Here is a 25,534-nt window from a genome sequence, read left to right on the forward strand (position 1 = left end):
GGCCGATAGCAAAATATTAACGCCACAAAACTATTCTGATTATTCTCTGCAATCTGAATCTAGAGTGCGCCGCATTTATTGCTCGTTCGTACACAATATCTCCATCTTCGAGCGTAAAAAAACCGGGCACCAGGCCCGGTTTAGCTGGTGGATGAACGACAATACTAGCCCATCATCAGCTTACGCAGCGCGGCGAAATCCGCCGGCAGATTGTGGGACAGCAGCGGCAGGTCGGCGCGGTCAGCCAGCTCCTTCGGCAGCGGCAGGGTTTCCTGCAGGATCTCTTCCACGCTCTCTTTGAATTTCGCCGGATGCGCGGTACCGAGGAACAGGCCGTACTCTCCCGGCTTCAGCTGATCGCGCAGCGCGCGCCAGGCAATCGCCGCGTGCGGCTCAGAGATGTAGCCGATGGCCTTCAGCTCGCGCATCGCCGCTTTGGTGGTCTCATCATCGACCGCGGCGTAACCCAGCTCGCTCAGGCGCCAGATTTTACGGCGGAACAGCTCCTCGACGCGCGGCCAGTTGTTCGGCTGGCTGACGTCCATGGCGTTAGACAGCGTCGCCTGGGTGGCTTTTGGCGCCCACTCGCCGCCCTGCAGATAACGGGGAACGGTGTCGTTCGCGTTGGTGGCGGCAATAAAGCGCTTAATCGGCAGACCCAGCGACTTGGCCAGCAGACCAGCGGTCAGATCGCCGAAGTTGCCGCTTGGCACGGAAATCACCAGCTGATTGCGAGCTTCCTGCGGCAGCTGCGCCGCCGCTTCGAAGTAGTAGCAGATCTGCGCCAGCAGGCGGCTGATGTTGATGGAGTTAGCCGAGTTGAGCCCCAGCGTGGCCTTCAGCTCTTCATCGTCAAACGCCTGCTTCACCAGCGCCTGGCAGGCATCAAAGTCGCCATCAATCGCCACGGTTTCAATGTTGCCGCCGAGGGTACAGAACAGCTTCTCCTGCAGCGGGCTGATCTTACCGCGCGGATAGAGGATCACGACCTTAACGTTCGGCAGACCGTAGAAGGCATGCGCCACCGCCGCCCCGGTGTCGCCGGAGGTTGCGGTGAGAATGGTGACCGGCTTATCGCCGGCGATATGGGTCAGCATCTGCGCCATAAAGCGGCCGCCAAAATCTTTAAACGCCAGCGTCGGGCCGTGGAACAGCTCCAGGCAGCCGACATCGTCCTGAACCTTGCTTACTGGCGCCGGAAACGCAAACGCTGCGCGCACCCGCTGCTGCAGGACATCCTGCGGGATCTCATCGCCGATAAAGGCCGATAAAATTTTGGCGCTGCGGGTGACAAAATCCTGCGCCAGCATGTCGTCGATTTCAGTCAGGCTGAATTCCGGCAGATCGTGCGGAAAGAACAGACCCTGATGCTTGCCAAGTCCCTGGGTGACGGCCTGCGCAAAGCTGACCTGCTCGTTATGATCTTTTAAGTTATACAGTTTCATTGGTTATCCCACTACGCGTGCGCCCGCCGTGTCCAGCCGGCAAATATGAACAAAGCCTTCCTGATTCTGCAGATAGTGCGCGCCAAGCCAGTCGGCGACGCGCTGTGCGGTGTCCGGTTTATCACACAACGCAAACAGCGTCGGGCCAGAGCCGGAGATGCCGCAAGCCTGCGCACCGATCTCCATTGTCGCCTGGCGCGCTTCGCTAAAGCCCGGCAACAGTTTGGTACGGTACGGTTCGGCAATGACATCTTTCATCAATTTTGCCGCCAGCTGCGGCTGGCGGGTGTAGCAGGCATGAATAAAGCCCGCGAGGTGGCGACCATGGGCGATACAATCCTGGCGGCGGTATTGTGCCGGCAGAATCGCCCGCGCTTCGGCGGTGGATACTTTAATCCCCGGATAGGCCAACACCCACAGCCACTCATCAAACCCCGGCACCTGCTGGCTGATAATCCCGTTCTCTTCGATCATCAACTGCATGCCGCCAAGATAGCACGGCGCCACGTTATCGTAGTGAATGCTGCCGGAGATACGCCCTTCCATCTCCCCCATCAGCGCCAGCATCCGCGTCTCGTTGAGCGGCTTACCGCAGAACTCGTTCATGGCCACCAGCGCGGCGACCACCGAGCAGGCGCTGGAGCCGAGCCCGGAGCCGATCGGCATGTTTTTTTCCAGGGTCATCGTCACCGGTACCGTCTTACCGATCTCCCGGCAAAAGCTTTCCCAGCACTGATAAACAATGTTTTCCTGCGGCGCCGTCGGCAGTTTGCTGGCGAAGCGTCCCAGATTGTGCAGACTGAATTGCTCCGCCGCTTCAACAGTGACGTTATCGCCCAGCAGCGTGCCATCCACCGGCGTGACCGCCGCGCCCAACACATCAAACCCGACGCTCATATTGGCACTGGAAGCCGGGGCATATACTTTGACCATCTTAAACTCCTAACTTCCAGGACAAGGTGCGCAGCAGGTCGGCAAATACGCCGGCCGCCGTGACGTCGTTCCCGGCGCCATAGCCGCGCAGCACCAGCGGCAGTGGCTGATAATAGTGGCTGTAAAAGGCCAGCGCGTTCTCACCATTTTTGACTTTGAATAATGGATCGTTGCCGTCAACGGCGGCAATTTTCACGCGGCAGGTACCATCCTCTTCGATGTTACCGACGTAGCGCAAGACTTTACCTTCATCACGTGCCTTAGCAACCCGCGAGGCAAACCCATCGTCCAGCGAGGGCAGACGGGCCATAAAGGTTTCGACGTCGCCGCTGGCGTCGAAGTCCGCCGGCAGCGCCGACTCCACGATAATGTCTGACAGCTCCAGTTCACGCCCGGTCTCACGGGCCAGAATCAACAGCTTACGCGCGACATCCACCCCGGATAAATCGTCGCGCGGATCCGGCTCGGTATACCCCATCTCACGGGCCAGCGCCGTCGCGGCTGAGAAACTCACCCCCTCGTCCAGCTTGCCGAAGATAAAGGACAGAGAGCCGGAAAGGATCCCGGAGAAGTGGCGCAGCTCATCGCCGGCGTTGAGCAGGTTCTGCAGGTTCTCAATCACCGGCAGGCCAGCGCCAACGTTAGTGTCATAGAGGAACTTACGGCGCGAGCTGCTGGCCGCATGGCGCAGCTGGTGATAGTAATCCAGCGAAGAGGTATTGGCCTTTTTGTTCGGCGTCACCACATGGAAACCTTCGCGCAGGAAGTCGGCGTACTGATCGGCGACCGCCTGGCTGGAGGTACAGTCGACGATCACCGGATTGAGCAGGTGGTACTCTTTCACCAGGCGGATCAGACGGCCAAGATTAAACGGCTCTTTCGCCTCAGCCAGCGCTTCACTCCAGTTCTCCAGATTCAGGCCATGAACGCTGGTCAGCAGCGCCTGAGAATTGGCTACACCGCAGACGCGCAGATCGATATGTTTGTTCTTCAGCCATCCCTGCTGGCGCTTGATCTGCTCCAGCAGCGCGCCGCCGACGCCGCCGACGCCGATGACAAACACTTCAATCACCTGGTCGGTGTTGAACAGCATCTGATGGGTCACGCGCACGCCGGTGGTGGCGTCGTCATTGCTGACCACCACCGAAATAGAGCGCTCGGAAGAGCCCTGGGCAATCGCCACGATATTGATATTGGCGCGGGCCAGCGCCGCAAAAAATTTCGCCGAGATACCGCGCAGGGTACGCATCCCGTCGCCCACCACGGAGATGATGGCCAGACGCTCCATAATGGCCAGCGGCTCCAGCAGCCCCTCTTTCAGCTCGAGATAAAACTCATCTTCCATCGCCCGTTTGGCACGCGCGCAATCGCTCTGCGGCACGCAGAAACTGATGCTGTACTCCGAAGAGGATTGGGTGATCAATACCACCGAGATGCCAGCGCGGGACATGGTGGCGAAGACGCGTGCCGCCATGCCGACCATACCTTTCATCCCCGGACCGGAGACGTTGAACATCGCCATATTGTTGAGGTTAGAGATGCCTTTCACCGGCAGGTCGTCTTCATCGCGACTGGCGCCGATGAGCGTTCCCGGCGCCTGCGGGTTGCCGGTATTTTTGATCAGGCATGGGATCTGAAACTGAGCGATAGGGGCAATGGTGCGCGGATGCAGCACTTTCGCGCCAAAGTAGGAGAGCTCCATCGCCTCCTGATAAGACATTGATTTCAGCAGACGCGCATCTGGCACCTGGCGCGGATCGCAGGTATACACCCCGTCGACATCGGTCCAGATTTCGCAACAGTCCGCGCGCAGGCAGGCGGCCAGTACCGCCGCCGAATAGTCGGAGCCGTTACGCCCCAGCACCACCAGTTCTCCCTTCTCATTGCCGGCGGTAAATCCGGCCATCAGGATCATATGGTCTGCCGGGATCTGGCTGGCGGCAATGCGGCGGGTGGATTCGGCGATATCGACGGTGGATTCCAGATAGTGGCCCACGGCGAGCAGTTTTTCGACCGGGTTAATCACACTGACTTTATGTCCACGGGCTTCCAGCAGACCCGCCATGATGGCGATGGAGAGCTTTTCGCCACGGCAGATCAGCGCGGCATTAACCCCATCCGGGCATTGGCCCAGCAGGCTGATGCCGTGCAGGACATGCTTAATCTGAGCAAATTCCTGCTCAACGAAGGCTTTCAGTTGGGCAAGCGGGAAAGCGGGCTGGGCATCGGCAAGGCCCTGGAGAAGTTCGGCAAAAATGCGTTCAGCGTCGGCAATATTCGGGAGGGCATCCTGGCCACCGATCGTTTTTTCAATCATCGCCACCAGGTGGTTGGTGATCTTCGCCGGGGCAGACAGTACGGTCGCTACCTGCCCCTGCCTGGCATTACTCTCCAGAATATCGGCAACCCGCAGAAAACGTTCCGCATTTGCCACTGATGTACCGCCGAACTTCAACACTCGCATGGTTCTTACCCCTTGATCTCTTGTCAAAAAAAAAGCCCGCACTGTTCAGGTGCGGGCTTTTTTCTGTGTTTCCTGTACGCGTCAGCCCGCACCGTTACCTGTGGTAATGGTGGTGGTGATAATGGTGGTAATCATGCCGATGCGATTCATGGATGTTGTGTACTCTGTATTTTTATCTGTCTGTGTGTCCTGCCTATATTGGTTAAAGTATCTGCCTTCTTAAGTCAATGAATTTCTCAATTAACCCCATTTCAGCCAGCTTACGTATTGCGCCGTCATGGCAAGAAAAAACATCCAGTTCGGCGGAATTCAGCCCACAAAAACAGCACATATAACTATAAACAAAAAAATATGACAGAGCTTTATTCTGGCAGGTTTTTTTCAATATCATGCAGCAATCGATGCAACATTGCCGTGTCGCGCTGCTGCAGCAGCCCCATTCGTTGCGCCAGCCAGTCGGCCAGTTTGGCATCCTCTTCCACGCCTAAACGCGAAAGCAATGCCTCGGTGCGGATGCGTAATGCCTGCAGCTGATGATGATCTGCCGCGGCGGCGGCGGGAGCCGTTTGTTGCATAAGCGATGCTAATTGATAACAGTAGACCATCACCGACTGGCCGAGATTGAGCGATGGATAATCCGCTACCATCGGCACGCCGGTGAGCACATCGGCCAGGGCCAGCTCCTCATTGCTCAACCCGGAGTCTTCACGGCCAAAAACCAGCGCCGCGTGCGTCATCCACTGCGCCTTCTCCTCCAGCAGCGGCAACAGTTGCTGCGGCGTGGCGTAGTAGTGAAACCGCGCGCGACTGCGGGCGGTGGTGGCGACGGTAAAATCGACGTCGTGCAGCGCCGCAGCAAGGGTTGGATAGGTAGTGACGCCATCGAGGATGTCACCTGAGCCATGCGCCACCCAGCGTGCCGCTGGCGCCAGGTGGGCTTCACTGTCCACGATCCTGAGATCGCGAAATCCCATCGTTTTCATTGCTCTGGCAGCGGCACCGACGTTTTCTGCCCGGGCTGGGGCGACTAAAATAATCGTTAAACGCATTGCGGTTTCTTTCTCTCTCTCAGGCGTTGGCGAAGCGCTGGACCCACCATTTTACGCGGTGAAAATTTACAAATTTGCAACAAAAATCACTAAAATTGCGTTTGCTTACCCATAAAAAAATCTAAACTGTTCTCAGGAGGCCATGACGAGGAGTATGTTAACAGAACCCATTTATCCATATGATGGGCAATGAAATTTCATCTGAGCCATCGTTCCATGCATTGGATTCACTGTATTTATTAATTTATCCACGCAACTAGTTGAGCTGTGTAAGGATTGTGACTATAAAGAGCATGACGATGCAATGATTTCACAAGACTGTTAACGTGCTACAATTGAACTTGATATATGTCAACGAAGCGTAGTTTTATTGGGTGTTCGGCCTCTCTTAGCCTGTTATGTTGCTGTTAAAATGGTTAGGATGACAGCCGTTTTTGACACCGTCGGGTCCAGAGGGAAAGTACCCACGACCAAGCTAATGATGTTGTTGACGTTGATGGAAAGTGCATCAAGAACGCAATTACGTACTTTAGTCATGTTACGCCGCGCATGTTAATTTGCGACATGCAGCAGGCAGGTCAGGGACTTTGGTACTTCCTGTTTCGATTTAGTTGGCAATTTAGGTAGCAAACATGCAGACCCCGCACATTCTTATCGTTGAAGACGAGTTGGTAACACGCAACACGTTAAAAAGTATTTTCGAAGCAGAAGGTTACGATGTATTCGAAGCGACCGATGGCGCGGAAATGCATCAGATCCTGTCTGAAAATGATATCAACCTGGTAATCATGGATATCAACCTGCCGGGTAAAAATGGTCTTCTGCTGGCGCGCGAGTTGCGTGAGCAGGCTGACGTCGCGCTGATGTTCTTAACTGGCCGCGACAACGAAGTGGATAAGATCCTTGGCCTCGAAATCGGCGCTGACGACTATATCACTAAACCGTTTAACCCGCGTGAGCTGACCATCCGCGCGCGCAACCTGCTCTCCCGTACCATGAATCTCGGTACCGTGAGCGAAGAGCGCCGCAGCGTGGAGAGCTACAAGTTCAATGGTTGGGAACTCGATATCAACAGCCGCTCACTGGTGAGCCCGAACGGCGAGCAGTACAAGCTGCCACGCAGTGAATTCCGCGCGATGCTGCACTTCTGCGAAAACCCGGGCAAAATTCAGTCTCGCGCCGAGCTGCTGAAGAAAATGACCGGTCGTGAGCTGAAGCCGCATGACCGTACCGTTGACGTGACCATTCGTCGGATTCGTAAACACTTCGAATCCACTCCGGATACCCCGGAAATCATCGCCACCATTCACGGTGAAGGCTACCGTTTCTGTGGCGATCTGCAGGAATAATGCGTTTTATTCCGCAGCCATGATGTGAAAACGGCGCCTCAGGGCGCCGTTTTTTTATGTCGTCACTCTTTCCAGAGGCGCAGCTTGTCGTCATCGGCAGCCGGCGGCGGGGGCGCACTGCCTTTCGGTAACGATAACGCATACCAGTCCACCCGGCGGGTCAAAAACATCAGGACGCTCAGCGCCAGTACCAGTACCCCGGTACCCAGCAGTAGCGCGCTGTCCTCGGAATGCAGCAGAAACCACATCACCCCATCCAGCAGTAGCAGCGCGGCGACAAACAGCAGGCTGTTACGCCATCCCCTGAGCACTGCCTGTAAATAGACCCCGTTCATCACCGCGCCGGACAGGCTGGCCGCCAGCCACGCGGCGGTAAACCCAACGTGCTCCGAGAGCGCCAGCAGCACCAGGTAAAACAGCACCAGCGACAGGCCCACCAGCAGATATTGCATCGGATGCAGGGGACGACGGGTCAGGCTCTCGAACACGAAAAAGGCCATAAAGGTGAGCCCGATTAACAGGATGGCATATTTTGTCGCCCGATCGGTTAGCTGGTACTGGTCGGCAAGCGACATCACATCGGCACTGAACGCCGGCAGTCGCGACCACGGGATCTCCATATCATCCTTAAAATAGCTCCCCATATCGTTGGCGAACCAGCTGCTTTGCCAGTGGGCGCGATAGCCGGCAGCACTCACTTCCCGTTGCGTTGGCAGAAAGCTGCCGAGAAAGCCGGGATGCGGCCAGTTACTGGTTAACTGCAGCTCGCTGTTACGCCCGATCGGCACCAGCGAAAACTCTCCCGTCCCGTTCAGATCGAGTGAAAAGGCAATCTCAAGCGGCTTGTTGTCCTCCGCCAGCGCAGGCATTGGCATATGAATACCTGCGCCATCGCCGCTTATCCCCAGCCCCGGCTCCACGCTTAATACGTTACCGTTGACCTCCGGGGCATGGATGGCGCCAATGCCGCGGGCATCGCCGACGCTCACCACCAGCCGCGGCGGGCCTAAGACGATATTCGTTTTTCTCAGCGCCGCCAGACGCAGCGGATCAAACGAGGCCTTAATCTGCAAGGCGTTATGCCAGACCTGGCCGCTGTAGATGCCCACCCTCCTCGACTCCACGGTCTGTTTGCCGGTGACCGCCAGCGACTCCGGCAGCCAGTAATACACCCAGCTCCGCTGATAGTTGACCTCTTTTTGGTTCTCCATGCGGGTCAAGGTCTCGGTCACCGGAATGGCGATCAGCGGCCCGGCGAGTTTTTGCGAGCCGCTGGTGCTTTGCTCAATGGCATCCACCACTTCGCTACGATAATCCGCCCGCTCATTAATAAGCTCCCTGACCATCATTAACGGCAAAGATAACAGCACAACACAACCGATTAACGTGGTGATTTTCCAGAATAACGGTGATTTCAACATAGCCTTTCTCCCTATCGTGATGGCCTCACTGTAGAGCGGCTATGTGGGGGGAATTTGAAGCTATGTGAAGGGACGGTGAAGTCGCAGCGTGGCGACCACGCCGCCTTCGGGCCGATTGTGCAGATTGATATCGCCGTGATGCAGGCGCGCGACTTCACGAACGAACGCCAGTCCCAGGCCGCTGCTCTTATGGCCGTCTTCGCGCGGTAGCGAGTAGAATCGCTCAAAGATTCGTTCCAGGGCATAGTCCGGAATACCGCACCCGTTGTCGATAACGCTCAATTGCACCTCTTCATTTCGCTTCTCCGCAGCCAGGGCGATCTCGCCGCCCTTGGGGGTAAAGTCAATCGCGTTGTCGAGCAGATTACCCAGCGCCTGGGCCAGCAGCTCGCCATCGCCATTGACCAGCATCCCACTCTCCCGCCAGCGCAGGGTGATAGCTTTCGCCGCCAGAGCGATGTCACGCTCCTCCGTCAGCCGTTGGTATAGCGCATCTATCGACACCGGCTGCGGCTTTATCTCCAGCCGGCTTTCCAGTCGCGCCTGGTGGAGCAGCCGCTCCACCAGCAGTTGCATCCGGGTGTTTTGCGCGAGGATATTATCAGTAAACCGCGCCGCTACCTCAGGCGGCGGCCCTTCGCGCAGGATCTCCGCCGCGCCGCGGATGGCCGCCAGCGGGCTTTTCAGTTCATGGGTCAGGTCATAGACATAGTTTTCGATGGCATTCTTACCTTCGAGCTTTACCCGCATGCTCTCCAGGGCCTGGGCCAGCTTGCGCAATTCGCTGCTGCCAACCTCCGGCAGCGGCAGCGGGCGCTCAGCGGTCACCGAGTCCGCATAGCGCACCAGCTTGCCGATAGAGAAATTGATCCACCAGACGACGCCGACGCCAATCAACAACGCAATGCCCAGCAGGGCGCCGCCGGCCCAGAGGATCCGCCGTTCGCTGCGCTTGATGACCGGCGTCATCGCCAGGTTGGGTTTACCGACGCTCAGCACCCCGATAATCCGCCCCTTATCCATCACTGGCGCGGCGATATACATGACTGAGCTGGTTTCATCATGCGGATCGCTGCGCGTACTGCGCGCGCCGTACTGGCCGCGCAGGGTGAGCCAGACGTCATTCCAGCGCGAATAGTCCTGCCCTGTCGCCTGTCCGCTGGAGTCAAACACTACCTTGCCCCTGGCATCGGTCAGATAGACACGGTACTCATTACGCACCTTTTTAATTCCGCCAATATGGGCGTTGATCGGCTGCTGGTTGAGCTGTTGAAAGGCCTGAGCCAGCCTGCCCTGCTGCGGATTTGCCGCCAGCAAGTCCTCACGCGCCAGCGCCGCCAGCAGCGTGGCGGTATCGTTGAGGGTCCCCTCCGTCGCCCCGCGCACGCCTGGCTTCACTTCCTGGACAAAGATCGACAGCACAAACCACGCGGCGATAGCGACGATAAGAAAATAGCCCAGCAGCAGGCGCATGCCGATACGCATCAGCCACGCCCCAGGCTGTAGCCCATGCCGCGATGGGTATTGATCGGCGTAACCTCGGGATTCACGGCCCGCAGCTTGGCGCGCAGGGTTTTGATATGGGTATCGACGGTACGGTCGAGGCTTTCCCAGGCATCGCTCCACACCAGCTCCATCAATTGCTGACGGGAGAAGACGCGACCAGGCGCGTGAAGCAGGGTTTTCAACAGCAGGAATTCGTAGCGCGTCAGGTTCAGCGGCTGGCCGAACCAGCTTATCGACGCCGCCTGCTCATCGAGCACAAACTCGCCGACGCGCACCACCGGCGAAGGCGCGGCAAACTTCTGCAGTCGCCGCAGCACGGTTCGCACCCGCGCGCAGACTTCGCGCGGCGAAAACGGCTTGGCGATATAATCGTCAGCGCCGATTTCCAGCCCCAGCAGCTTATCGACCTCGTCGCTCCGCGCCGTCAGAAACAGCACCGGCAGCGCCGGATAACGCGTCAGCATGCGCCGACAGAGCTCAAAGCCGCTGATATCCGGCAAGCCGACGTCGAGGATGGCGACATCGGGCGCCTGATGCGCCGCCGCCTCCAGCGCGGGCAACCCGCGGCCAAAGACGGTGACCTGGAAGCCCTCCTGCTGCAGCGGGTAAACCAGGGTATCAGCGATACTCTGTTCATCCTCGACTAACCAAATCCGTGGCTGCTGCATGCGCGCTCCCGTTTATTTATTCCATGGCATGATCGGCACGGCGCTGATGGCGTTCTTCGGCGAGCCATCAACCACTTTATCCGAGTAGGTCAGATAGACCAGCGCATTGCGCTTGGCATCATAGAAGCGCACGACCTGCAGTTTTTTAAACACCAGCGAGGTGCGCTTCTGGAACACCACGTCACCCTGGCTTTTGCCGTTTTTGATTTTGTCCGTCAGCTCAATCGGCCCGACCTGCTGGCAGGAGATGGCCGCGTCGGAGGTATCTTCCGCCAGCCCCAACCCGCCTTTGATCCCGCCGGTTTTCGCCCGGCTGATATAGCAGGTCACGTTCTGCACATCCGGATCGTCAAAGGCTTCGACGACAATTTTGTGATCCGGCCCTAACCATTTGAAGACCGTATCCACGGAACCAATCTGCTCCGCCTGAGCCATCTGGCAGCCGGCCAGCAGCAGCAGGCTCATCGCAAACTTCTTGTATTTCATATTGTTACCATTATTAAAAAATATAGCTGAGTGATTATCACGCACTTAGCAGAAAAGGTTTATAGATCACAGCTTTACAAAATTATCGTTCAGCTCCACTGACCTTCCGCATTTAAAAGCAAAAAAAACACTGAATGCTAAAACATCAAAAAATGCTATTATCCGCTACTTTAATATCAGGCACCTGTGTTTAAGGATGGGGACATTTTATGGATCAAGCAGGGATTATTCGCGATCTCCTTAGCTGGCTGGAAGGTCACCTGGATCAGCCGCTTTCTCTGGACAATGTGGCGGCGAAGGCAGGTTATTCCAAGTGGCATTTACAGCGAATGTTTAAGGATGTCACCGGCCATGCCATCGGTGCCTATATTCGCGCGCGCCGGTTATCGAAATCTGCTGTCGCATTACGTCTAACCGCCCGTCCAATCCTTGATATTGCGCTTCAGTACCGTTTCGACTCCCAGCAGACCTTCACCCGGGCATTTAAAAAGCAGTTCTCGCTGACGCCGGCGCTCTACCGCCGCTCCCCGGACTGGAGCTCGTTCGGTATGCGTCCGCCGCTGCGTCTTGGCGAATTCACGCTGCCAAAACATGAATTTGTCGCCCTGCCCACCACTCAGTTGCTCGGCGTCACCCAGAGCTATACCTGTAAGCTCGAGGAAATCTCCGATTTCCGCAACCAGATGCGCGTCCAGTTCTGGCGGGACTTCCTCGGCAATTCGCCGTCGATCCCTCCGGTGCTCTACGGGCTGCATGAGCCGCGTCCGAGCCTGGAGAAAGACGATGAGCAGGAAGTGTTCTATACCACCGCGTTGACGCCGGAGATGGCTAATGGTCATCTGCAGAACGCCCACCCGGTCACCCTGGAGGGCGGCGAGTATGTCATGTTCACGTATGAAGGACTGGGCACCGGCCTGCAGGAATTCATCCTGACGGTCTACGGTACCTGCATGCCGATGCTAAACCTGACCCGTCGCAAGGGGCTGGATATTGAACGCTTCTACCCTGAAGATGAAAACCGGGATCAGGCTACGCCGATTCAGTTACGCTGCGAGTATCTGATCCCGATTCGTCATTAACGCTGCAGCTCGTCCATCGCGGGGGCGTCAAGATGCGAGACGTCGCCCGCCGTTTCCACCACCCAGCCGGAAGCCAGCCACGGGCTTTGCTGATAGTCAACGCGCGAGATAGAGCAGTTGCGCAGTCGCAAACGACGCTCAGCGTATGCTGGCAGCCCTAAAATCGTGCTTACCAGGCAGCCCAGCGCAATCCCATGACTCACCAGCAGCGGTCGGCTACCGGCCGGTAATTCCAGACAGGATGCCAGCGCCGCATGCATCCGCTCGCTGAGCTCCTGCATCGATTCGCCCTGCGGAATACGGCCATCCGGCGTGCCGTTGACCAGCTGGCGACGCCAGCCCTCTTCTTCGTCGCTGAGCGAGTCGATATGGCGCTTCTCCAGCACCCCCATATCCAGCTCGCGCAGACGCGCATCGGCGATCACGCTGCAGCCGCAGGCTTCGGCGATAATCTCTGCTGTGCGGCGGGTTCGTCCCAGATCGCTGGTAATAATATGGGTGATCCCCAGCGTCCTGGCGCGCTCGCCAACCTGCCAGGCCTGGCGCTCACCGTGTGCGGTCAGCGGGCTATCGGACTGACCCTGAATACGTCGCTCGGCGTTCCACTGCGTTTCACCGTGGCGAACAAGGTATACCTGTAACATGCTTTTTTTCCGTTCTGGACTCGTTATCAACCGGGTTTGGGCATTACCGCCTGCCCTGAGGGTGATTTAGAGTATACTGCGATGACGTTAGTTTATTCTGAGTTGTTTTGATTATGCACCATGTTGTCTCAGCGACCACTAATCCCGCCAAAATTCAGGCAATTCTGCAGGCTTTTAACGAGATTTTCGGCGAAGGATCCTGCCATATTGAGTCCGTCTCCGTCGAGAGCGGCGTGCCGGAACAGCCCTTCGGCAGCGAGGAAACGCGCGCTGGCGCACGAAATCGCGTCGCCAATGCGCGTCTTGTCCAACCCAGTGCCGATTTCTGGGTGGCCATTGAGGCCGGTATCGACGATGGCAGCACCTTTAGCTGGGTGGTCATTGAAAGCGCTGATCGGCGCGGAGAAGCGCGCTCAGCCACACTGCCGTTACCTGAGGTTATTCTTGAGCAGGTTCGCGCTGGTGAAGCCCTGGGACCGGTCATGTCGCAGTATACCGGCATCGACCAGATCGGTCGTAAAGAGGGAGCGATTGGAGTTTTCACCGGTGGAAAATTAACCCGCAGCAGCGTTTACCATCAGGCGGTCGTGCTGGCGTTGAGCCCGTTTCATAACGCTATTTATCGCTAGCCAGCAGCGTCTGTTCCAGCCACTGACGCAGTTCGGCCGGCGCTGATTTCAGGCTGTTCGACCCGCGGGTAATGGTCGCAATCCCGGCGCCGAGCTCATTTTTCAGTTCGCGCTGGCTCATCTCACCGCGCAGCAGCTCTTCAATAATGCGCACCCGGGTGCCCAGCGCTTCGCGCTCGTCGGGGGTCAGCATCAGCTGCAGCAATGGCAGATGCAGATCCTCAGCATAGGCCTGTTGTAACAGCGCCACAAAGCGCAGCCACTCCTGATGACGTTGTTCGGCAACGGCCGCGGAATAAGGAGATTGTTGGGTCATATCGCGCCACCATATTGAGACGGGCAGCTTACGCTGCCCGTCGAATGTACTCTTCAACGAGTACAAAGCATAACATACTTCCCGGCGATCAGTAACGCTGCCGCCACTCCGCATCGCTGAAGAGCTTATCCTGCTGCCCCATAAAGTAGCGATAGTAGGCGTCATAGGAGAGGACATTCTTCACGTAGCCGCGGGTTTCCGAGAACGGAATACTCTCGACAAACGCCACCGCATCGATCCGTCCGGCGCTGTTCCCCTGCCAGGTACGAACCCGGCCCGGCCCGGCGTTATAGGCCGCCGAGGCATAGATACGGTTATTGCCGAACTGCTGGTAGACATACTGCAGATAGCTGGTGCCGATGTTGATGTTGGTTTCCGGATCCAACAGCTGCGACGGGCCGCTGTAGCCGGGAATGCTGAACATGCTGACGGTATGCGTCGCGGTGCCCGGCATAATCTGCATCAGTCCGCTGGCGCCAACCGGCGAGCGCACTTTCGGGTTCCAGGCACTCTCCTGACGGGCAATCGCCATCGCATAGCTCTGCGGGATATCTTTGCCACTGATGTAACGCGCGAACAGATCGTTATACGCCAGCGGGAAGCGCTCCTCCAGCTGATCCCACAGTTTGCCGGCGATCGTCGCCTGCACGCTCAGATCCCACCAGTGCTGATCAAAAGCGTAACGCGCCAGCTGCGCCTGCTGGGATTTGGTTCGGCTGGTGACGAGGTTCGCCCATTCGGTGCGCGCGGTGTTATCCATATTCCAGTACATCAGCTCGCGTACCCGCGCCATCTCCGGACCGGAAGCCAGCGCCGGATCGATCGTTCCCGAGGCTTTATCGATGCGGAAGGTATACTCCTCGCCAAGTCGCTGCGCAGCGACCATCGGATAGAAGCCTCGCTGTTGCATCAACGAGCGAAGGATCGCCTGCGCCTCCTCGTCCCTGCCGCGCTCAAGCAGCAGATCCGCTTGCCAGTAGCGCCATTCGTCTTTCTCTTTCGCCTCCATCGGCAGGCGCGCCAGCCAGGTGTTCAGGCCATGGCGATCGCCCGTTCCCAGCGCCATCCGCACGCGCCGCTCCACCAGCGGCGTGGACTGTGAGCGCATAATCGCGTCATCGCGCCAGATAGCCTGCTCTTCGGTTACATCGGTACCCATCAGGCGCCAGGCGACAATATCACGTAGCTCCTGAGTCTGATCCTCATTGAGCTGCTGAGCCTGCACCAGCGAAGGGATCATCAGGCGGGCATTTTCCACATCCTGACGGGCGACGCTGGCGAAGGCGACGGCGGCCATCTGACGGGTAAAGTCTGTCGCCCCGGTGGTGCGGGCGAAGGTCAGAACGCTGTTTGGATCGTTAGCCAGGGCGACGACGGCGGAAGCGATGCTCTGATAGTTGCCGGGCATTTGCTGAGCCAGCGATTTGACCAGCCCGATATTGCCGGCCTTCATCGCCAGGCGGATCCGTTCGAGATAGGCCAGCGGATCCTGCTGTCCGGAGTCACGCCAGGCGCTGAACAGCGGCTCACAGGCGCCAGGCTGGTTCTTGCCCGTCAACCACAGGTCTTTCGCCCCGCTCCAGGCTTCCTGCGACTGCCCCACGCTCAGCTTGGCGTAGTAATAGTTGCACTGTGCCTCGGTGCTGGTCGGCTTATCGGGACTAAACGCCAGTAGGCCGCGCCAGTCGCTGCGCCGGGCCAGTTCATTCACGAAGCGCGAACGTAAGGAACGCGCCGGGGGCAGCGTCGGATTGGCGTCAATAAAGTTTTTCACCACCAGCGCCGGCTGGTTCATCAGATCGTCGGTGATCTGCCGGTACTGCAAATAGGGGTATAGGGGATAGGTGCTTAACGTGGGCATCAGCTGGTCGACCACATCCATCTGCCGGTTATCCCACGCCTGCTTAATTTGTGCGTAGCGGTTGCGCTGTTCATCCAGTGAATCCGCATGCGCCAGCTGACTCAACGTCAACAGACCAACGCTGGCAGCCAAAAGATGCCACGCCATTTTTTTGGCTTTTTCCACAAGCTCTTCCTCTTTCCGGTGCATTTTCGCAGCATCGTGCCGCTTAAAAGCCCCCGCCGGTTCGGCAGGCAGCTTTACTTATGCTAATCAGACAACGCTAAACGCGCCATGTCCTGGACATTTTTTTACGCTTCTGTGAATCCTGTCGCCTCGCTGGGATTAGCGCGCGAAAAAGGCTACACTTCGGCTTTGAACTATCTATCAAAATAGAAAGAGGCGAAGTCCAACGTGGCTCAATTCGTTTATACCATGCATCGTGTCGGCAAAGTGGTTCCGCCGAAACGTCATATTTTGAAAAATATCTCCCTCAGCTTCTTCCCTGGCGCGAAAATCGGTGTGCTCGGTCTGAACGGCGCCGGTAAGTCTACCCTGCTGCGCATCATGGCCGGTATCGATACCGAGATCGAAGGTGAAGCGCGTCCGCAGCCAGGCATCAAAATCGGCTACCTGCCGCAGGAGCCGCAGCTCAACCCGGAACACACCGTGCGCGAGTCCGTTGAAGAAGCGGTCGCCGAAGTGGTTAACGCGCTGAAGGGTCTGGACGAAGTGTATGCCAAATACGCCGAGCCGGATGCGGACTTCGATAAGCTTGCCGCCCAGCAAGGCAAGTTCGAAGAGATTATCCAGGCGCACGACGGCCACAACCTGAACGTGCAGCTGGAGCGCGCGGCCGATGCCCTGCGCCTGCCGGACTGGGATGCGAAAATCGCGAATCTTTCCGGTGGTGAACGCCGCCGCGTCGCGCTGTGCCGCCTGCTGCTGGAAAAACCAGATATGCTGCTGCTCGACGAACCGACTAACCACCTGGACGCCGAGTCCGTCGCCTGGCTGGAACGCTTCCTGCACGATTTCGAAGGCACCGTGGTGGCGATTACCCACGACCGTTACTTCCTCGATAACGTCGCCGGTTGGATCCTCGAACTTGACCGCGGTGAAGGTATTCCGTGGGAAGGCAACTACTCCTCCTGGCTGGAGCAGAAAGATCAGCGTCTGGCGCAGGAAGCTTCTCAGGAAGCGGCGCGTCGTAAATCCATCGAGAAAGAACTCGAGTGGGTTCGCCAGGGCGCGAAAGGCCGTCAGTCCAAGGGCAAAGCCCGTCTGGCGCGCTTTGAAGAGCTTAACAACGTCGAATACCAGAAACGCAACGAGACTAACGAACTGTTCATTCCGCCAGGCGCGCGTCTGGGCGATAAAGTTCTGGAAGTCAGCCATCTGCGCAAATCCTACGGCGACCGCGTGCTGATTGACGATCTGAGCTTCTCGGTACCGAAAGGCGCTATCGTCGGCATCATCGGTCCGAACGGCGCGGGTAAATCCACCCTGTTCCGTATGATGTCCGGCCAGGAGCAGCCAGATTCCGGCACCATCACCCTGGGTGAAACCGTTAAGCTGGCCTCCGTCGATCAGTTCCGCGACGCGATGGACAACAGTAAGACCGTGTGGGAAGAAGTGTCTGGCGGCCTGGATATCATGAAGATCGGCAACACCGAGATGCCGAGCCGCGCCTACGTGGGCCGCTTTAACTTCAAAGGCGTCGATCAGGGCAAACGCGTTGGCGAGCTGTCCGGCGGTGAGCGTGGTCGTCTGCACCTGGCGAAACTGCTGCAGGTCGGCGGTAACGTCCTGCTGCTCGATGAACCAACCAACGACCTGGATATCGAAACCCTGCGCGCGCTGGAAAACGCCCTGCTGGAGTTCCCGGGCTGCGCGATGGTTATCTCGCACGACCGCTGGTTCCTTGACCGTATTGCCACCCACATTCTGGATTACCAGGATGAAGGTAAGGTTGAGTTCTTCGAAGGTAACTTTACCGAATACGAAGAGTATAAGAAACGCACCCTCGGCGCCGACGCGCTGGAGCCGAAGCGAATCAAGTACAAGCGTATCGCGAAATAAAACGCAAAAAGGCAACTTCGGTTGCCTTTTTTAGGGTTTGCTCCCTCTCCCACCGGGAGAGGGTTGGGGTGAGGGCTACAGCCCGCAGAGCCCCTACCCCTGCTCGCCCATCAGCTGCTTCACCAGCTCAACGCAGCGCAGGAACCGGGCATCGTAGTCCGACTCCTTAACATGGACAAACTCGATCTCGTTCTCTTTCAGCAGCGACACCAGCAGCGACTGAAACTCTTTACGATCCACCGAACTCCCAAGGCTGCGTAACCCATCGGCCACCCACGGGGTATTGTTCTCCAGCAGGATCACCAGGTCGAAACGGTATTCATCAATCAGCGCCTGCACGAACGGGTGCTCACGCCCCTCGTACTTCAGGCAGAAGGCCTGAGTGCTGACGAAGTCGGTATCGATAAACGCTACCTTGTTGGCGTATTTCACTGCAAAATCAATATACTGCGCATGTCCGAGGGCAATTTTATCGTAATCCGAATACTGGAGCGCCATCTCATCGCCGCCAAGATGCGAAAAGACATAATCCCGACCATACTCCCAGGCGCTGGTGGTATTGAAGATATTGGCGAGCTTATTGACCAGCGTCGATTTACCGCTCGACTCGCCGCCGAGGATCGCCACCGTCCGCACAAAGAACGGTTTCACTTCCGTCGGAATATATTCCCAGTAGCGGAACGGGTTCTCGCGGATCTGCCCGCCGCTAATATTCATAAAGGTCCGCTTAGGATCGATAAGCACCGTCTCGATCCCCAGATGCTCAAGGTACTGCGGCGCATCGGCCTCTTCCGAGGTATAGATCCGGTTCGGCTCGATCCCTTTTTCACTCATAAAAGCGCGGATCCCATGGCTCCAGACGTCCCAGCCATGCGGATAGGGCTCCATCCCCTCTTCATTGAAGGCGTGGATGCGAATATTCTTCTGATATTTAAAGGTCTGCAGCAGCCAGCGCAGGCGGTCAGGCACCGTCGGCTGCTGCGACATGGCGCTCTCTTCAAACAGCTCGCGGTCGCGGGTATCGTCATAGCCCATGATGATATGTAGCTCATCGACCTGGCTACAGGCGCGCTGTATCAGATAGATATGCCCGGTATGCAGCGGGTAAAACTTACCAAACACCACGCCGACGCTTTTCTGCCGGCGGGGAAACTCCAGCCCGAGGAAACGATGCAGCGCTTCAAGCTTCTGCGCGCTCGGGCTTTTGATTTTGGCATTCAGCAGCTGGCTGAGATACCCCTTGGTCATTCCGCTGGCTTCCGCCACCTGCTGCAGGGTACAGCCTTTCTGCTTAATGGCGCTTTTTAAATAGTCAAATGACGACATCGCTAATCTCCTTTTAACTTATTATAAGTCGTCAAAAACGCTTAGCGCGTCTGAAAGCTTTTTCACACCAAAGATTTGCATGCCTTCCGGTACTTTTTTCGGCACATTGGCCGCCGGGACGATGGCGCGGCGGAAACCATGCTTCGCCGCTTCGGATATACGCTCCTGACCGCTCGGCACCGGGCGAATTTCCCCGGCCAGCCCGACTTCGCCAAAGACCACCAGATCCTGCGGCAGCGGGCGATCGCGCAGGCTGGAAACCATCGCCAGCAGCAGCGCCAGGTCAGCGCTGGTTTCGGTGACCTTCACCCCGCCAACCACGTTGACGAAGACGTCCTGATCGGCCATCTGCAGGCCGCCGTGACGATGCAGCACCGCCAGCAGGATCGCCAGACGGTTCTGTTCCAGCCCCACCGCCACGCGGCGCGGGTTGGACATCATCGAGTGATCCACCAGCGCCTGGATCTCCACCAGCAGCGGGCGGGTCCCTTCCCAGACCACCATCACCGAACTGCCGGAGGTGATTTCATCTCCCCGGCTAAGGAAGATAGCGGAGGGGTTGCTGACTTCGCGCAGGCCCTGCTCGGTCATGGCGAAAACGCCGAGTTCATTGACCGCGCCAAAGCGGTTTTTGTGGCTACGTAACGTGCGGAAACGGGAATCGGCATCCCCGTCCAGCAGCACCGAGCAGTCGATACAGTGCTCCAGCACCTTCGGACCGGCCAGCGAGCCGTCTTTGGTGACGTGGCCGACCATCACAATCGCCACGCCGCGAGTTTTAGCAAAGCGCGTCAAATAAGCCGCGGTTTCACGTACCTGGGCGACACTGCCCGGCGACGACTGCACGTCGGCCATATGCATCACCTGGATGGAGTCGATCACCATCAGCTGCGGCTTTTCTTCATCGGCGATCTGACAGATCTGCTCAATGCTGGTTTCCGAGAGCATGTTCAGGTTGGCCGTCGGCAACCCGAGACGATGGGCGCGCATCGCCACCTGTTGCAGGGACTCCTCCCCGGTGACGTACAGGGTTTTCATCCCCTCCGCCAGTTTGCAGAGGGTTTGCAGCAGCAGCGTCGATTTCCCGGCGCCGGGGTTGCCGCCAATCAGGATCGCGCTGCCCGGCACTACGCCGCCGCCCAGCACGCGGTCAAACTCTTTAAAGCCGGTGGAGAAACGCGGCAGCGCCTCCAGGCTGATATCTGACAGCTTCTGCACCTTCGACACGCCGGCGTTACCGGCATAGCCTGAAAGACGCTCGTTTCTCGCCACCTGCGGCGACGCGGCGATGCGCATCTCGGTGATGGTGTTCCAGGCATGGCAGGCGCTGCACTGCCCCTGCCAGCGCGGATAATCCGCACCACATTCATTACAGACAAATGCGCGTTTTGGAGCTTTCGCCACGTTTACCTCTTACTTTTGGTTCATGCTGCCCGAGAGAATACAGAATACCCCCATCAGGTCAGCGTGGCGGATAGTTACTTCCGCCTGTTCATTCACTTTAGGCTTCGCGTGATAGGCGATGCCGAGGCCTGCCGCCTTAATCATCGGCAGGTCGTTGGCGCCATCACCGATAGCCACGGTTTGCGCCGTTGGGATCTCATACTTTTCCGCCAGCTTGCGCAGCGTATTGGCTTTATATTTCGCATCGACGATATCGCCGAGCACGTTGCCGGTGAGCTTGCCGTCGCGGATCTCCAGCTCATTGGCGAACACCGCGTCGAGATGCAGCTTGTCGCGCAGGTACTCGGCAAAGAAGGTGAAGCCGCCGGAGGCGATCGCCACTTTCCAGCCTAACGTTTCCAGCTTGAGCACCAGCTGTGCCAGGCCCGGCATCAGCGGCAGCGCGTCGCGCACCTGCAGTAAAATACTGGCATCCGCATCTTTCAGCGTCGCCACGCGCTGGCGCAGGCTGGCGGTGAAGTCCAGCTCCCCGCGCATCGCCCGCTCGGTCACTTCCGAGACCAGCTCGCCGGTGCCGGCCAGTTTCGCAATCTCATCGATGCATTCGATCTGGATCGCCGTGGAGTCCATGTCCATCACCAGCAGGCCCGGGGTGCGCAGATGGGGGATTTTACCCAATGGCGCGACGTCCAGCCCCGCCTCATGCGCCAGTCGCGTCGCACGGGGAGTCAGCGAACCGGCCAGGCGGATCACCTGATAATCCTCGACCACCCAGGAGGCAACGATCACTAACGCGGCGCCCAGCTCGCGCTGCCAGTCCGTCAGACGGCGCTTATTCAGCCCACGCCCGTACAGCAGCCAGCCGCTGCGCCCAGCGTGATAATCCAGCGGCATGACCTCATCGCCGCTCAGGGAAAGCGGCAACCCAGGCCACAGGGAAACGTCTTCAGGCAGGTCGCACCAGGTCAAACTGTTAGGCATTACGGCTCCACATCTCTTCATTCAGGCGAGGAAAATAACGCATGAGGCTACCTTGTAACCAGCGCTTCTGGCAACATTAAGCTGCAAATTTTCAAAGGTGGAATATGGTTCGCGCAAAACTGAAATTCCGGCTGCATCGTGCGGTCATTGTCCTTATCTGTCTGGCGCTGCTCGTCGCACTGATGCAGGGCGCCTCGTGGTTCAGTCAGAACAGTCAGAAACAACGCAATCCACAGCTGGAAGAGCTGGCCCGCACGCTGGCGCAGCAGGTGGTACTGAATCTCGTGCCGCTGATGCGCAGCGAAACACCGGACGAGAAGCGCATTAATCAACTGTTGACGCAGCTGACCCATAACAGCCGCGTACTGGACGCCGGCGTGTATGACGAACAGGGCGACCTGGTGGCACGCTCTGGCGAAAGCGTCGAGGTTCGCGACCGGCTGGCGCTGGACGGCAAAAAAGCCGGCGGCTACTTCAACCAACAGATTGTCGAGCCGGTGCCAGGGAAAAACGGTCCGCTGGGCTACCTGCGTCTGACCCTCGATACTCATACCCTGGCGACCGAGGCGAAGCAGGTGGATAATACCACCAATATATTACGCCTGATGCTGTTACTGTCCCTGGCTATCGGCGTGGTGCTAACCCGCACGCTGCTGCAGGGCAAACGCACACGCTGGCAGCAATCGCCCTTCCTGCTCACCGCCAACAAGCCGGTTGAGGATGAAGACGATGAAAAGAAAGGAAATCTATAATGTCCACATTGCGCCTCCTGCTCTCTGACTCTTACGACCCGTGGTTCAACCTGGCGGTCGAGGAGTGTATTTTCCGCCAGATGCCCGCCACCCAGCGGGTGCTGTTCCTGTGGCGCAATGCCGATACCGTGGTCATCGGCCGCGCGCAGAATCCGTGGAAGGAGTGTAATACCCGCCGCATGGAGGAAGATCACGTGCGGCTGGCCCGTCGCAGCAGCGGCGGCGGCGCGGTGTTCCACGACCTCGGCAATACCTGCTTTACCTTTATGGCAGGCAAACCGGAGTACGACAAAACCGTCTCCACCGCTATCGTGCTGGCGGCGCTCAATTCACTCGGCGTAACCGCCGAAGCCTCCGGGCGCAACGATCTGGTGGTCAAAACCGACAGCGGCGACCGCAAAGTGTCTGGATCCGCCTATCGCGAGACCATCGACCGCGGTTTCCATCACGGCACCCTGCTGCTGAATGCCGATTTAAGTCGCCTCGCTAACTACCTTAACCCGGACCAGAAAAAGCTACAGGCCAAAGGCATTACCTCGGTGCGCGGTCGCGTGGCGAACCTGGTTGATCTGCTGCCGGGCATTACCCATCAGCACATTTGCGAGGCGATTCAGGAGGCGTTCTTCAGCTATTACGGCGAACGGGTGGACGCCGAGGTGATCTCCCCGGACAACACGCCGGACCTGCCGAATTTTGCCGAGACCTTCGCCCGCCAGAGCAGCTGGGAGTGGAACTTCGGCCAGGCGCCGGCCTTCTCTCATCTGCTGGACGAGCGCTTTCGCTGGGGCGGCGTTGAGCTGCATTTTGACGTCGAGAAAGGCCATATCACCCGCACGCAAGCCTTTACCGATAGCCTGAACCCGGCGCCGCTCGAGGCCCTGGCGGCACGCTTAGTTGGCTGTCAGTATCGGGCGGAAGTCTTGCAGCAGCAGTGTGAGGCGCTGGTCGGCGATTTCCCGGAGCAGGAAGCGGAACTCAAAGAACTGTCGGCGTGGATAGCCGGCGCGGTGCGTTAATAAAAAAAGCCCGCTGCGCTTAGCGGGCCTGGAAAACCGTAGGCCGGGTCAGGCGAAGCCGCCACCCGGCACAACAGGTCTTATTCTTTATCGCCCAGCAGTACCGATTCCAGCGCGATTTTGATCATATCGTTGAAGGTCGTCTGACGCTCAGCGGCAGTGGTCTGCTCGTGGGTACGGATGTGGTCGGAGACGGTGCAGATGGTCAGCGCTTTCGCGCCGAACTCCGCCGCCACGCCGTAGATCCCGGCCGCTTCCATTTCCACGCCGAGGATGCCGTATTTTTCCATCACGTCGAACATGGACGGGTCTGGCGTATAGAACAGGTCAGCGGAGAAGATGTTGCCCACGCGCGCGTCAACGCCCAGCGCTTTCGCCGCGTCTACCGCGTTACGCACCATGCCGAAATCGGCAATCGCCGCGAAATCATGGTCTTTGAAACGCAGACGGTTCACTTTAGAGTCGGTGCACGCGCCCATGCCGATCACCACGTCACGCAGTTTGACATCTTCACGCACCGCGCCGCAGGAGCCCACGCGGATGATTTTCTTCACGCCGAAATCGGTGATCAGCTCTTTGGTGTAGATTGAGCAGGACGGGATACCCATCCCGTGGCCCATCACGGAGATTTTGCGGCCTTTATAAGTACCGGTGAAGCCCAGCATGCCGCGCACGTTGTTCACTTCACGAACGTCTTCAAGGAAGGTTTCTGCAATGTGCTTCGCGCGCAGCGGGTCGCCCGGCATCAAAACGACGTCAGCGAAATCGCCCATTTCTGCGTTAATGTGAGGAGTTGCCATCTTCAGTTCCTTTTACATTGTTGTTTTTGCCGGGTGGCGGCTACGCCTTACCCGGCCTACAAATCGTAGGCCCGGATCGCTGTGCGCCACCGGGCAATGACCTCAGAACATGGCTTTGCCATATTCCATGTCAGACGTACCAAAGTATTTCGCAATAGTCTGGCCGATGTCCGCGAAGGTTTCACGGTGACCGAGCGAACCCGGTTTCACTTTCGGGCCGTACACCAGCACCGGAATATGCTCGCGGGTATGGTCGGTACCGGTCCAGGTCGGGTCACAGCCGTGGTCGGCGGTGAGGATCAGAATGTCGTCTTCGCCAACCAGCTCCATCAGCTCCGGCAGACGGCGATCAAACAGCTCCAGACCCGCCGCGTAGCCGGCGACATCGCGACGGTGGCCCCAGGAGGAGTCAAAGTCGACGAAGTTAGTGAAGACGATGGTCTCGTCGCCCGCTTCCTTCATCTCTTTGATGGTCGCGTCGAACAGCGCGTCCAGCCCGGTGGCTTTCACTTTCTTAGTGATGCCGCAGTTGGCGTAGATGTCGGCGATTTTACCCACGGACACCACGTGGCCGTTCTTCTCGTCAACCAGCTTCTGCAACACGGTCGGCGCCGGCGGTTCGACCGCCAGATCGTGACGGTTGCCGGTACGCTGGAAGTTACCGGCTTTGTCGCCGATAAACGGACGGGCGATGACACGGCCAATGTTATAGCCGCCTTCGGTCAGCTCTTCACGCGCGATTTCGCACAGCTCATACAGCTTGTCGAGGCCAAAGGTCTCTTCGTGACAGGCGATCTGGAACACTGAGTCAGCGGAGGTATAGAAGATCGGTTTCCCGGTTTTCATATGTTCTTCGCCGAGCTGATCGAGGATCACCGTCCCGGAGGAGTGGCAGTTGCCGAGGTAGCCCGGCAGGTTCGCACGCTTCACCAGCTTATCCAGCAGCTCCTGCGGGAAGCTGTTTTCATGGTCGCTAAAGTAGCCCCAGTCAAACAGCACCGGCACACCGGCGATTTCCCAGTGACCGGACGGCGTATCTTTACCAGAAGAGAGTTCATGCGCCCAGGCATAGGCACCAATCACTTCGGCATTGCCATCCATTCCGGCGGCAATTTTACCGGTAGAACCTTCATGCGCTTTCACCAGACCCAGACGGGTCAGGTTCGGTAAATTCAGCGGGCCCTTGCGGCCATTGTCAGCCTCGCCTTTGGCGCAGGCTTCCGCAATGTGGCCCATCGTATCGGCGCCGACGTCGCCAAAGCGGTCTGCGTCTTCCGTTGCACCAATCCCAAAGGAGTCCAGCACCATGATAAATGCACGTTTCATCTTGTTCTCCATACATCT

At 58.0% G+C, this 25,534-nt stretch carries 24 protein-coding genes and 1 other annotated feature; of the genes, 6 read left to right on the forward strand and 18 right to left on the reverse strand.

The window, feature by feature from the left end; all coding sequences use genetic code 11:
- Positions 1–164: 164 nt before the first annotated feature.
- From thrC to yjjY, 6 genes are all read right to left on the reverse strand, one after another.
- Positions 165–1,445 (reverse strand): threonine synthase, encoded by a 1,281-nt coding sequence (gene thrC, locus AS136_RS10700; RefSeq protein ID WP_023322049.1) that lies wholly within the window; start codon positions 1,443–1,445, stop codon positions 165–167.
- A 3-nt stretch (positions 1,446–1,448) separates the two neighbouring features.
- Complete coding sequence (gene thrB / locus AS136_RS10705; protein ID WP_008807508.1) at positions 1,449–2,378, reverse strand: homoserine kinase; 930 nt, start codon at positions 2,376–2,378, stop codon at positions 1,449–1,451.
- Between the two features lies 1 nt (position 2,379).
- Positions 2,380–4,842: a bifunctional aspartate kinase/homoserine dehydrogenase I gene (gene thrA / locus AS136_RS10710; protein ID WP_008807509.1), complete on the reverse strand. Its 2,463-nt coding sequence runs from the start codon at positions 4,840–4,842 to the stop codon at positions 2,380–2,382.
- A 25-nt stretch (positions 4,843–4,867) separates the two neighbouring features.
- Positions 4,868–4,985, reverse strand: a sequence feature (Thr leader region).
- Positions 4,924–4,992: a thr operon leader peptide gene (thrL, locus tag AS136_RS26685; protein WP_004222578.1), complete on the reverse strand. Its 69-nt coding sequence runs from the start codon at positions 4,990–4,992 to the stop codon at positions 4,924–4,926. It overlaps the preceding feature by 62 nt.
- A 212-nt stretch (positions 4,993–5,204) precedes the next feature.
- A complete protein-coding gene (locus tag AS136_RS10715; protein ID WP_008807510.1) occupies positions 5,205–5,891 on the reverse strand; it encodes a tRNA/rRNA methyltransferase in 687 nt (228 codons plus the stop codon).
- 396 nt (positions 5,892–6,287) lie between these two features.
- Positions 6,288–6,428 (reverse strand): YjjY family protein, encoded by a 141-nt coding sequence (gene yjjY / locus AS136_RS28180; RefSeq protein WP_001541509.1) that lies wholly within the window; start codon positions 6,426–6,428, stop codon positions 6,288–6,290.
- Positions 6,429–6,523: 95 nt separating this feature from the next.
- Between yjjY and arcA the strand changes: the two genes are divergently transcribed.
- A complete protein-coding gene (gene arcA, locus AS136_RS10720) occupies positions 6,524–7,240 on the forward strand; it encodes a two-component system response regulator ArcA (RefSeq protein WP_002887843.1) in 717 nt (238 codons plus the stop codon).
- Positions 7,241–7,302: 62 nt separating this feature from the next.
- On the opposite strand, the gene creD is transcribed toward arcA, so the two are convergent.
- From creD to creA, 4 genes are read right to left on the reverse strand one after another with little or no spacing between them, the layout of a single operon-like run.
- Complete coding sequence (gene creD / locus AS136_RS10725; RefSeq protein WP_023322048.1) at positions 7,303–8,661, reverse strand: cell envelope integrity protein CreD; 1,359 nt, start codon at positions 8,659–8,661, stop codon at positions 7,303–7,305.
- A gap of 60 nt (positions 8,662–8,721) precedes the next feature.
- A complete protein-coding gene (creC, locus tag AS136_RS10730) occupies positions 8,722–10,146 on the reverse strand; it encodes a two-component system sensor histidine kinase CreC (RefSeq protein ID WP_023322047.1) in 1,425 nt (474 codons plus the stop codon).
- A complete protein-coding gene (gene creB, locus AS136_RS10735; RefSeq protein WP_008807513.1) occupies positions 10,146–10,835 on the reverse strand; it encodes a two-component system response regulator CreB in 690 nt (229 codons plus the stop codon). Before creB ends, creC begins: the two co-directional genes overlap by 1 nt.
- Positions 10,836–10,847: 12 nt before the next feature.
- A complete protein-coding gene (creA, locus tag AS136_RS10740) occupies positions 10,848–11,321 on the reverse strand; it encodes a protein CreA (protein WP_023322046.1) in 474 nt (157 codons plus the stop codon).
- 209 nt (positions 11,322–11,530) lie between these two features.
- Here creA and robA point away from each other — a divergent pair, with 209 nt between their 5' ends.
- Complete coding sequence (robA, locus tag AS136_RS10745; RefSeq protein WP_023322045.1) at positions 11,531–12,400, forward strand: MDR efflux pump AcrAB transcriptional activator RobA; 870 nt, start codon at positions 11,531–11,533, stop codon at positions 12,398–12,400.
- Here robA and gpmB read toward each other — a convergent pair.
- Positions 12,397–13,044, reverse strand: coding sequence for a 2,3-diphosphoglycerate-dependent phosphoglycerate mutase GpmB (gene gpmB, locus AS136_RS10750; RefSeq protein WP_008807516.1), 648 nt, complete (start codon positions 13,042–13,044; stop codon positions 12,397–12,399). The genes robA and gpmB overlap by 4 nt on opposite strands.
- Positions 13,045–13,157: 113 nt before the next feature.
- Between gpmB and yjjX the strand changes: the two genes are divergently transcribed.
- Positions 13,158–13,673, forward strand: coding sequence for an inosine/xanthosine triphosphatase (gene yjjX / locus AS136_RS10755; protein ID WP_008807517.1), 516 nt, complete (start codon positions 13,158–13,160; stop codon positions 13,671–13,673).
- Here yjjX and trpR read toward each other — a convergent pair.
- Positions 13,660–13,989 (reverse strand): trp operon repressor, encoded by a 330-nt coding sequence (trpR, locus tag AS136_RS10760; RefSeq protein ID WP_008807518.1) that lies wholly within the window; start codon positions 13,987–13,989, stop codon positions 13,660–13,662. The two genes, yjjX and trpR, sit on opposite strands and share 14 nt — an antisense overlap.
- Before the next feature lie 88 nt (positions 13,990–14,077).
- On the reverse strand, positions 14,078–16,015 hold the full coding sequence (sltY, locus tag AS136_RS10765) for a murein transglycosylase (RefSeq protein ID WP_008807519.1): 1,938 nt from the start codon (positions 16,013–16,015) through the stop codon (positions 14,078–14,080).
- A 228-nt stretch (positions 16,016–16,243) separates the two neighbouring features.
- Between sltY and ettA the strand changes: the two genes are divergently transcribed.
- A complete protein-coding gene (gene ettA, locus AS136_RS10770; RefSeq protein WP_012968984.1) occupies positions 16,244–17,911 on the forward strand; it encodes an energy-dependent translational throttle protein EttA in 1,668 nt (555 codons plus the stop codon).
- A 93-nt stretch (positions 17,912–18,004) separates the two neighbouring features.
- Here the strand turns inward: ettA and nadR are convergent, their stop codons facing one another.
- The 3 genes from nadR to serB are packed head-to-tail and all read right to left on the reverse strand — an operon-like array spanning position 18,005 to position 21,622.
- Positions 18,005–19,237, reverse strand: a complete 1,233-nt coding sequence (gene nadR, locus AS136_RS10775; protein WP_002887802.1) for a multifunctional transcriptional regulator/nicotinamide-nucleotide adenylyltransferase/ribosylnicotinamide kinase NadR — start codon at positions 19,235–19,237, stop codon at positions 18,005–18,007.
- A gap of 21 nt (positions 19,238–19,258) precedes the next feature.
- Positions 19,259–20,641, reverse strand: a complete 1,383-nt coding sequence (gene radA, locus AS136_RS10780) for a DNA repair protein RadA (protein WP_002887800.1) — start codon at positions 20,639–20,641, stop codon at positions 19,259–19,261.
- A 9-nt stretch (positions 20,642–20,650) separates the two neighbouring features.
- Positions 20,651–21,622, reverse strand: a complete 972-nt coding sequence (gene serB / locus AS136_RS10785; protein ID WP_016160266.1) for a phosphoserine phosphatase — start codon at positions 21,620–21,622, stop codon at positions 20,651–20,653.
- 104 nt (positions 21,623–21,726) lie between these two features.
- Between serB and AS136_RS10790 the strand changes: the two genes are divergently transcribed.
- The gene (locus tag AS136_RS10790; protein ID WP_012542920.1) at positions 21,727–22,374 is read left to right on the forward strand and encodes a YtjB family periplasmic protein; all 648 of its coding nucleotides are present in this window, start codon (positions 21,727–21,729) and stop codon (positions 22,372–22,374) included.
- Positions 22,374–23,390: a lipoate--protein ligase LplA gene (gene lplA, locus AS136_RS10795; protein WP_023322043.1), complete on the forward strand. Its 1,017-nt coding sequence runs from the start codon at positions 22,374–22,376 to the stop codon at positions 23,388–23,390. Before AS136_RS10790 ends, lplA begins: the two co-directional genes overlap by 1 nt.
- 80 nt (positions 23,391–23,470) lie before the next feature.
- On the opposite strand, the gene deoD is transcribed toward lplA, so the two are convergent.
- Together deoD and deoB are read right to left on the reverse strand one after the other, a co-directional pair.
- Positions 23,471–24,190 carry a purine-nucleoside phosphorylase gene (deoD, locus tag AS136_RS10800; RefSeq protein WP_002887789.1) on the reverse strand — a complete coding sequence of 240 codons (720 nt, stop codon included), beginning with the start codon at positions 24,188–24,190 and terminating at the stop codon, positions 23,471–23,473.
- Between the two features lie 102 nt (positions 24,191–24,292).
- Positions 24,293–25,516, reverse strand: a complete 1,224-nt coding sequence (deoB, locus tag AS136_RS10805; protein ID WP_012542922.1) for a phosphopentomutase — start codon at positions 25,514–25,516, stop codon at positions 24,293–24,295.
- Between the last annotated feature and the right edge of the window lie 18 nt (positions 25,517–25,534).

It is taken from the genome of Klebsiella sp. D5A, from assembly GCF_001620885.1.
Taxonomy (GTDB): Bacteria; Pseudomonadota; Gammaproteobacteria; order Enterobacterales; family Enterobacteriaceae; genus Klebsiella; species Klebsiella variicola.

Excerpts from the sequence above, each read along its gene's own strand:
- thrC (WP_023322049.1), bottom strand. The coding sequence starts at position 1,445 with ATGAAACTGTATAACTTAAAAGATCATAACGAGCAGGTCAGCTTTGCG.
- thrB (WP_008807508.1), bottom strand. The coding sequence starts at position 2,378 with ATGGTCAAAGTATATGCCCCGGCTTCCAGTGCCAATATGAGCGTCGGG.
- thrA (WP_008807509.1), bottom strand. The coding sequence starts at position 4,842 with ATGCGAGTGTTGAAGTTCGGCGGTACATCAGTGGCAAATGCGGAACGT.
- AS136_RS10715 (WP_008807510.1), bottom strand. The coding sequence starts at position 5,891 with ATGCGTTTAACGATTATTTTAGTCGCCCCAGCCCGGGCAGAAAACGTC.
- yjjY (WP_001541509.1), bottom strand. The coding sequence starts at position 6,428 with ATGACTAAAGTACGTAATTGCGTTCTTGATGCACTTTCCATCAACGTC.
- arcA (WP_002887843.1), top strand. The coding sequence starts at position 6,524 with ATGCAGACCCCGCACATTCTTATCGTTGAAGACGAGTTGGTAACACGC.
- creD (WP_023322048.1), bottom strand. The coding sequence starts at position 8,661 with ATGTTGAAATCACCGTTATTCTGGAAAATCACCACGTTAATCGGTTGT.
- creC (WP_023322047.1), bottom strand. The coding sequence starts at position 10,146 with ATGCGTATCGGCATGCGCCTGCTGCTGGGCTATTTTCTTATCGTCGCT.
- creB (WP_008807513.1), bottom strand. The coding sequence starts at position 10,835 with ATGCAGCAGCCACGGATTTGGTTAGTCGAGGATGAACAGAGTATCGCT.
- creA (WP_023322046.1), bottom strand. The coding sequence starts at position 11,321 with ATGAAATACAAGAAGTTTGCGATGAGCCTGCTGCTGCTGGCCGGCTGC.
- robA (WP_023322045.1), top strand. The coding sequence starts at position 11,531 with ATGGATCAAGCAGGGATTATTCGCGATCTCCTTAGCTGGCTGGAAGGT.
- gpmB (WP_008807516.1), bottom strand. The coding sequence starts at position 13,044 with ATGTTACAGGTATACCTTGTTCGCCACGGTGAAACGCAGTGGAACGCC.
- yjjX (WP_008807517.1), top strand. The coding sequence starts at position 13,158 with ATGCACCATGTTGTCTCAGCGACCACTAATCCCGCCAAAATTCAGGCA.
- trpR (WP_008807518.1), bottom strand. The coding sequence starts at position 13,989 with ATGACCCAACAATCTCCTTATTCCGCGGCCGTTGCCGAACAACGTCAT.
- nadR (WP_002887802.1), bottom strand. The coding sequence starts at position 19,237 with ATGTCGTCATTTGACTATTTAAAAAGCGCCATTAAGCAGAAAGGCTGT.
- serB (WP_016160266.1), bottom strand. The coding sequence starts at position 21,622 with ATGCCTAACAGTTTGACCTGGTGCGACCTGCCTGAAGACGTTTCCCTG.
- AS136_RS10790 (WP_012542920.1), top strand. The coding sequence starts at position 21,727 with ATGGTTCGCGCAAAACTGAAATTCCGGCTGCATCGTGCGGTCATTGTC.
- lplA (WP_023322043.1), top strand. The coding sequence starts at position 22,374 with ATGTCCACATTGCGCCTCCTGCTCTCTGACTCTTACGACCCGTGGTTC.
- deoD (WP_002887789.1), bottom strand. The coding sequence starts at position 24,190 with ATGGCAACTCCTCACATTAACGCAGAAATGGGCGATTTCGCTGACGTC.
- deoB (WP_012542922.1), bottom strand. The coding sequence starts at position 25,516 with ATGAAACGTGCATTTATCATGGTGCTGGACTCCTTTGGGATTGGTGCA.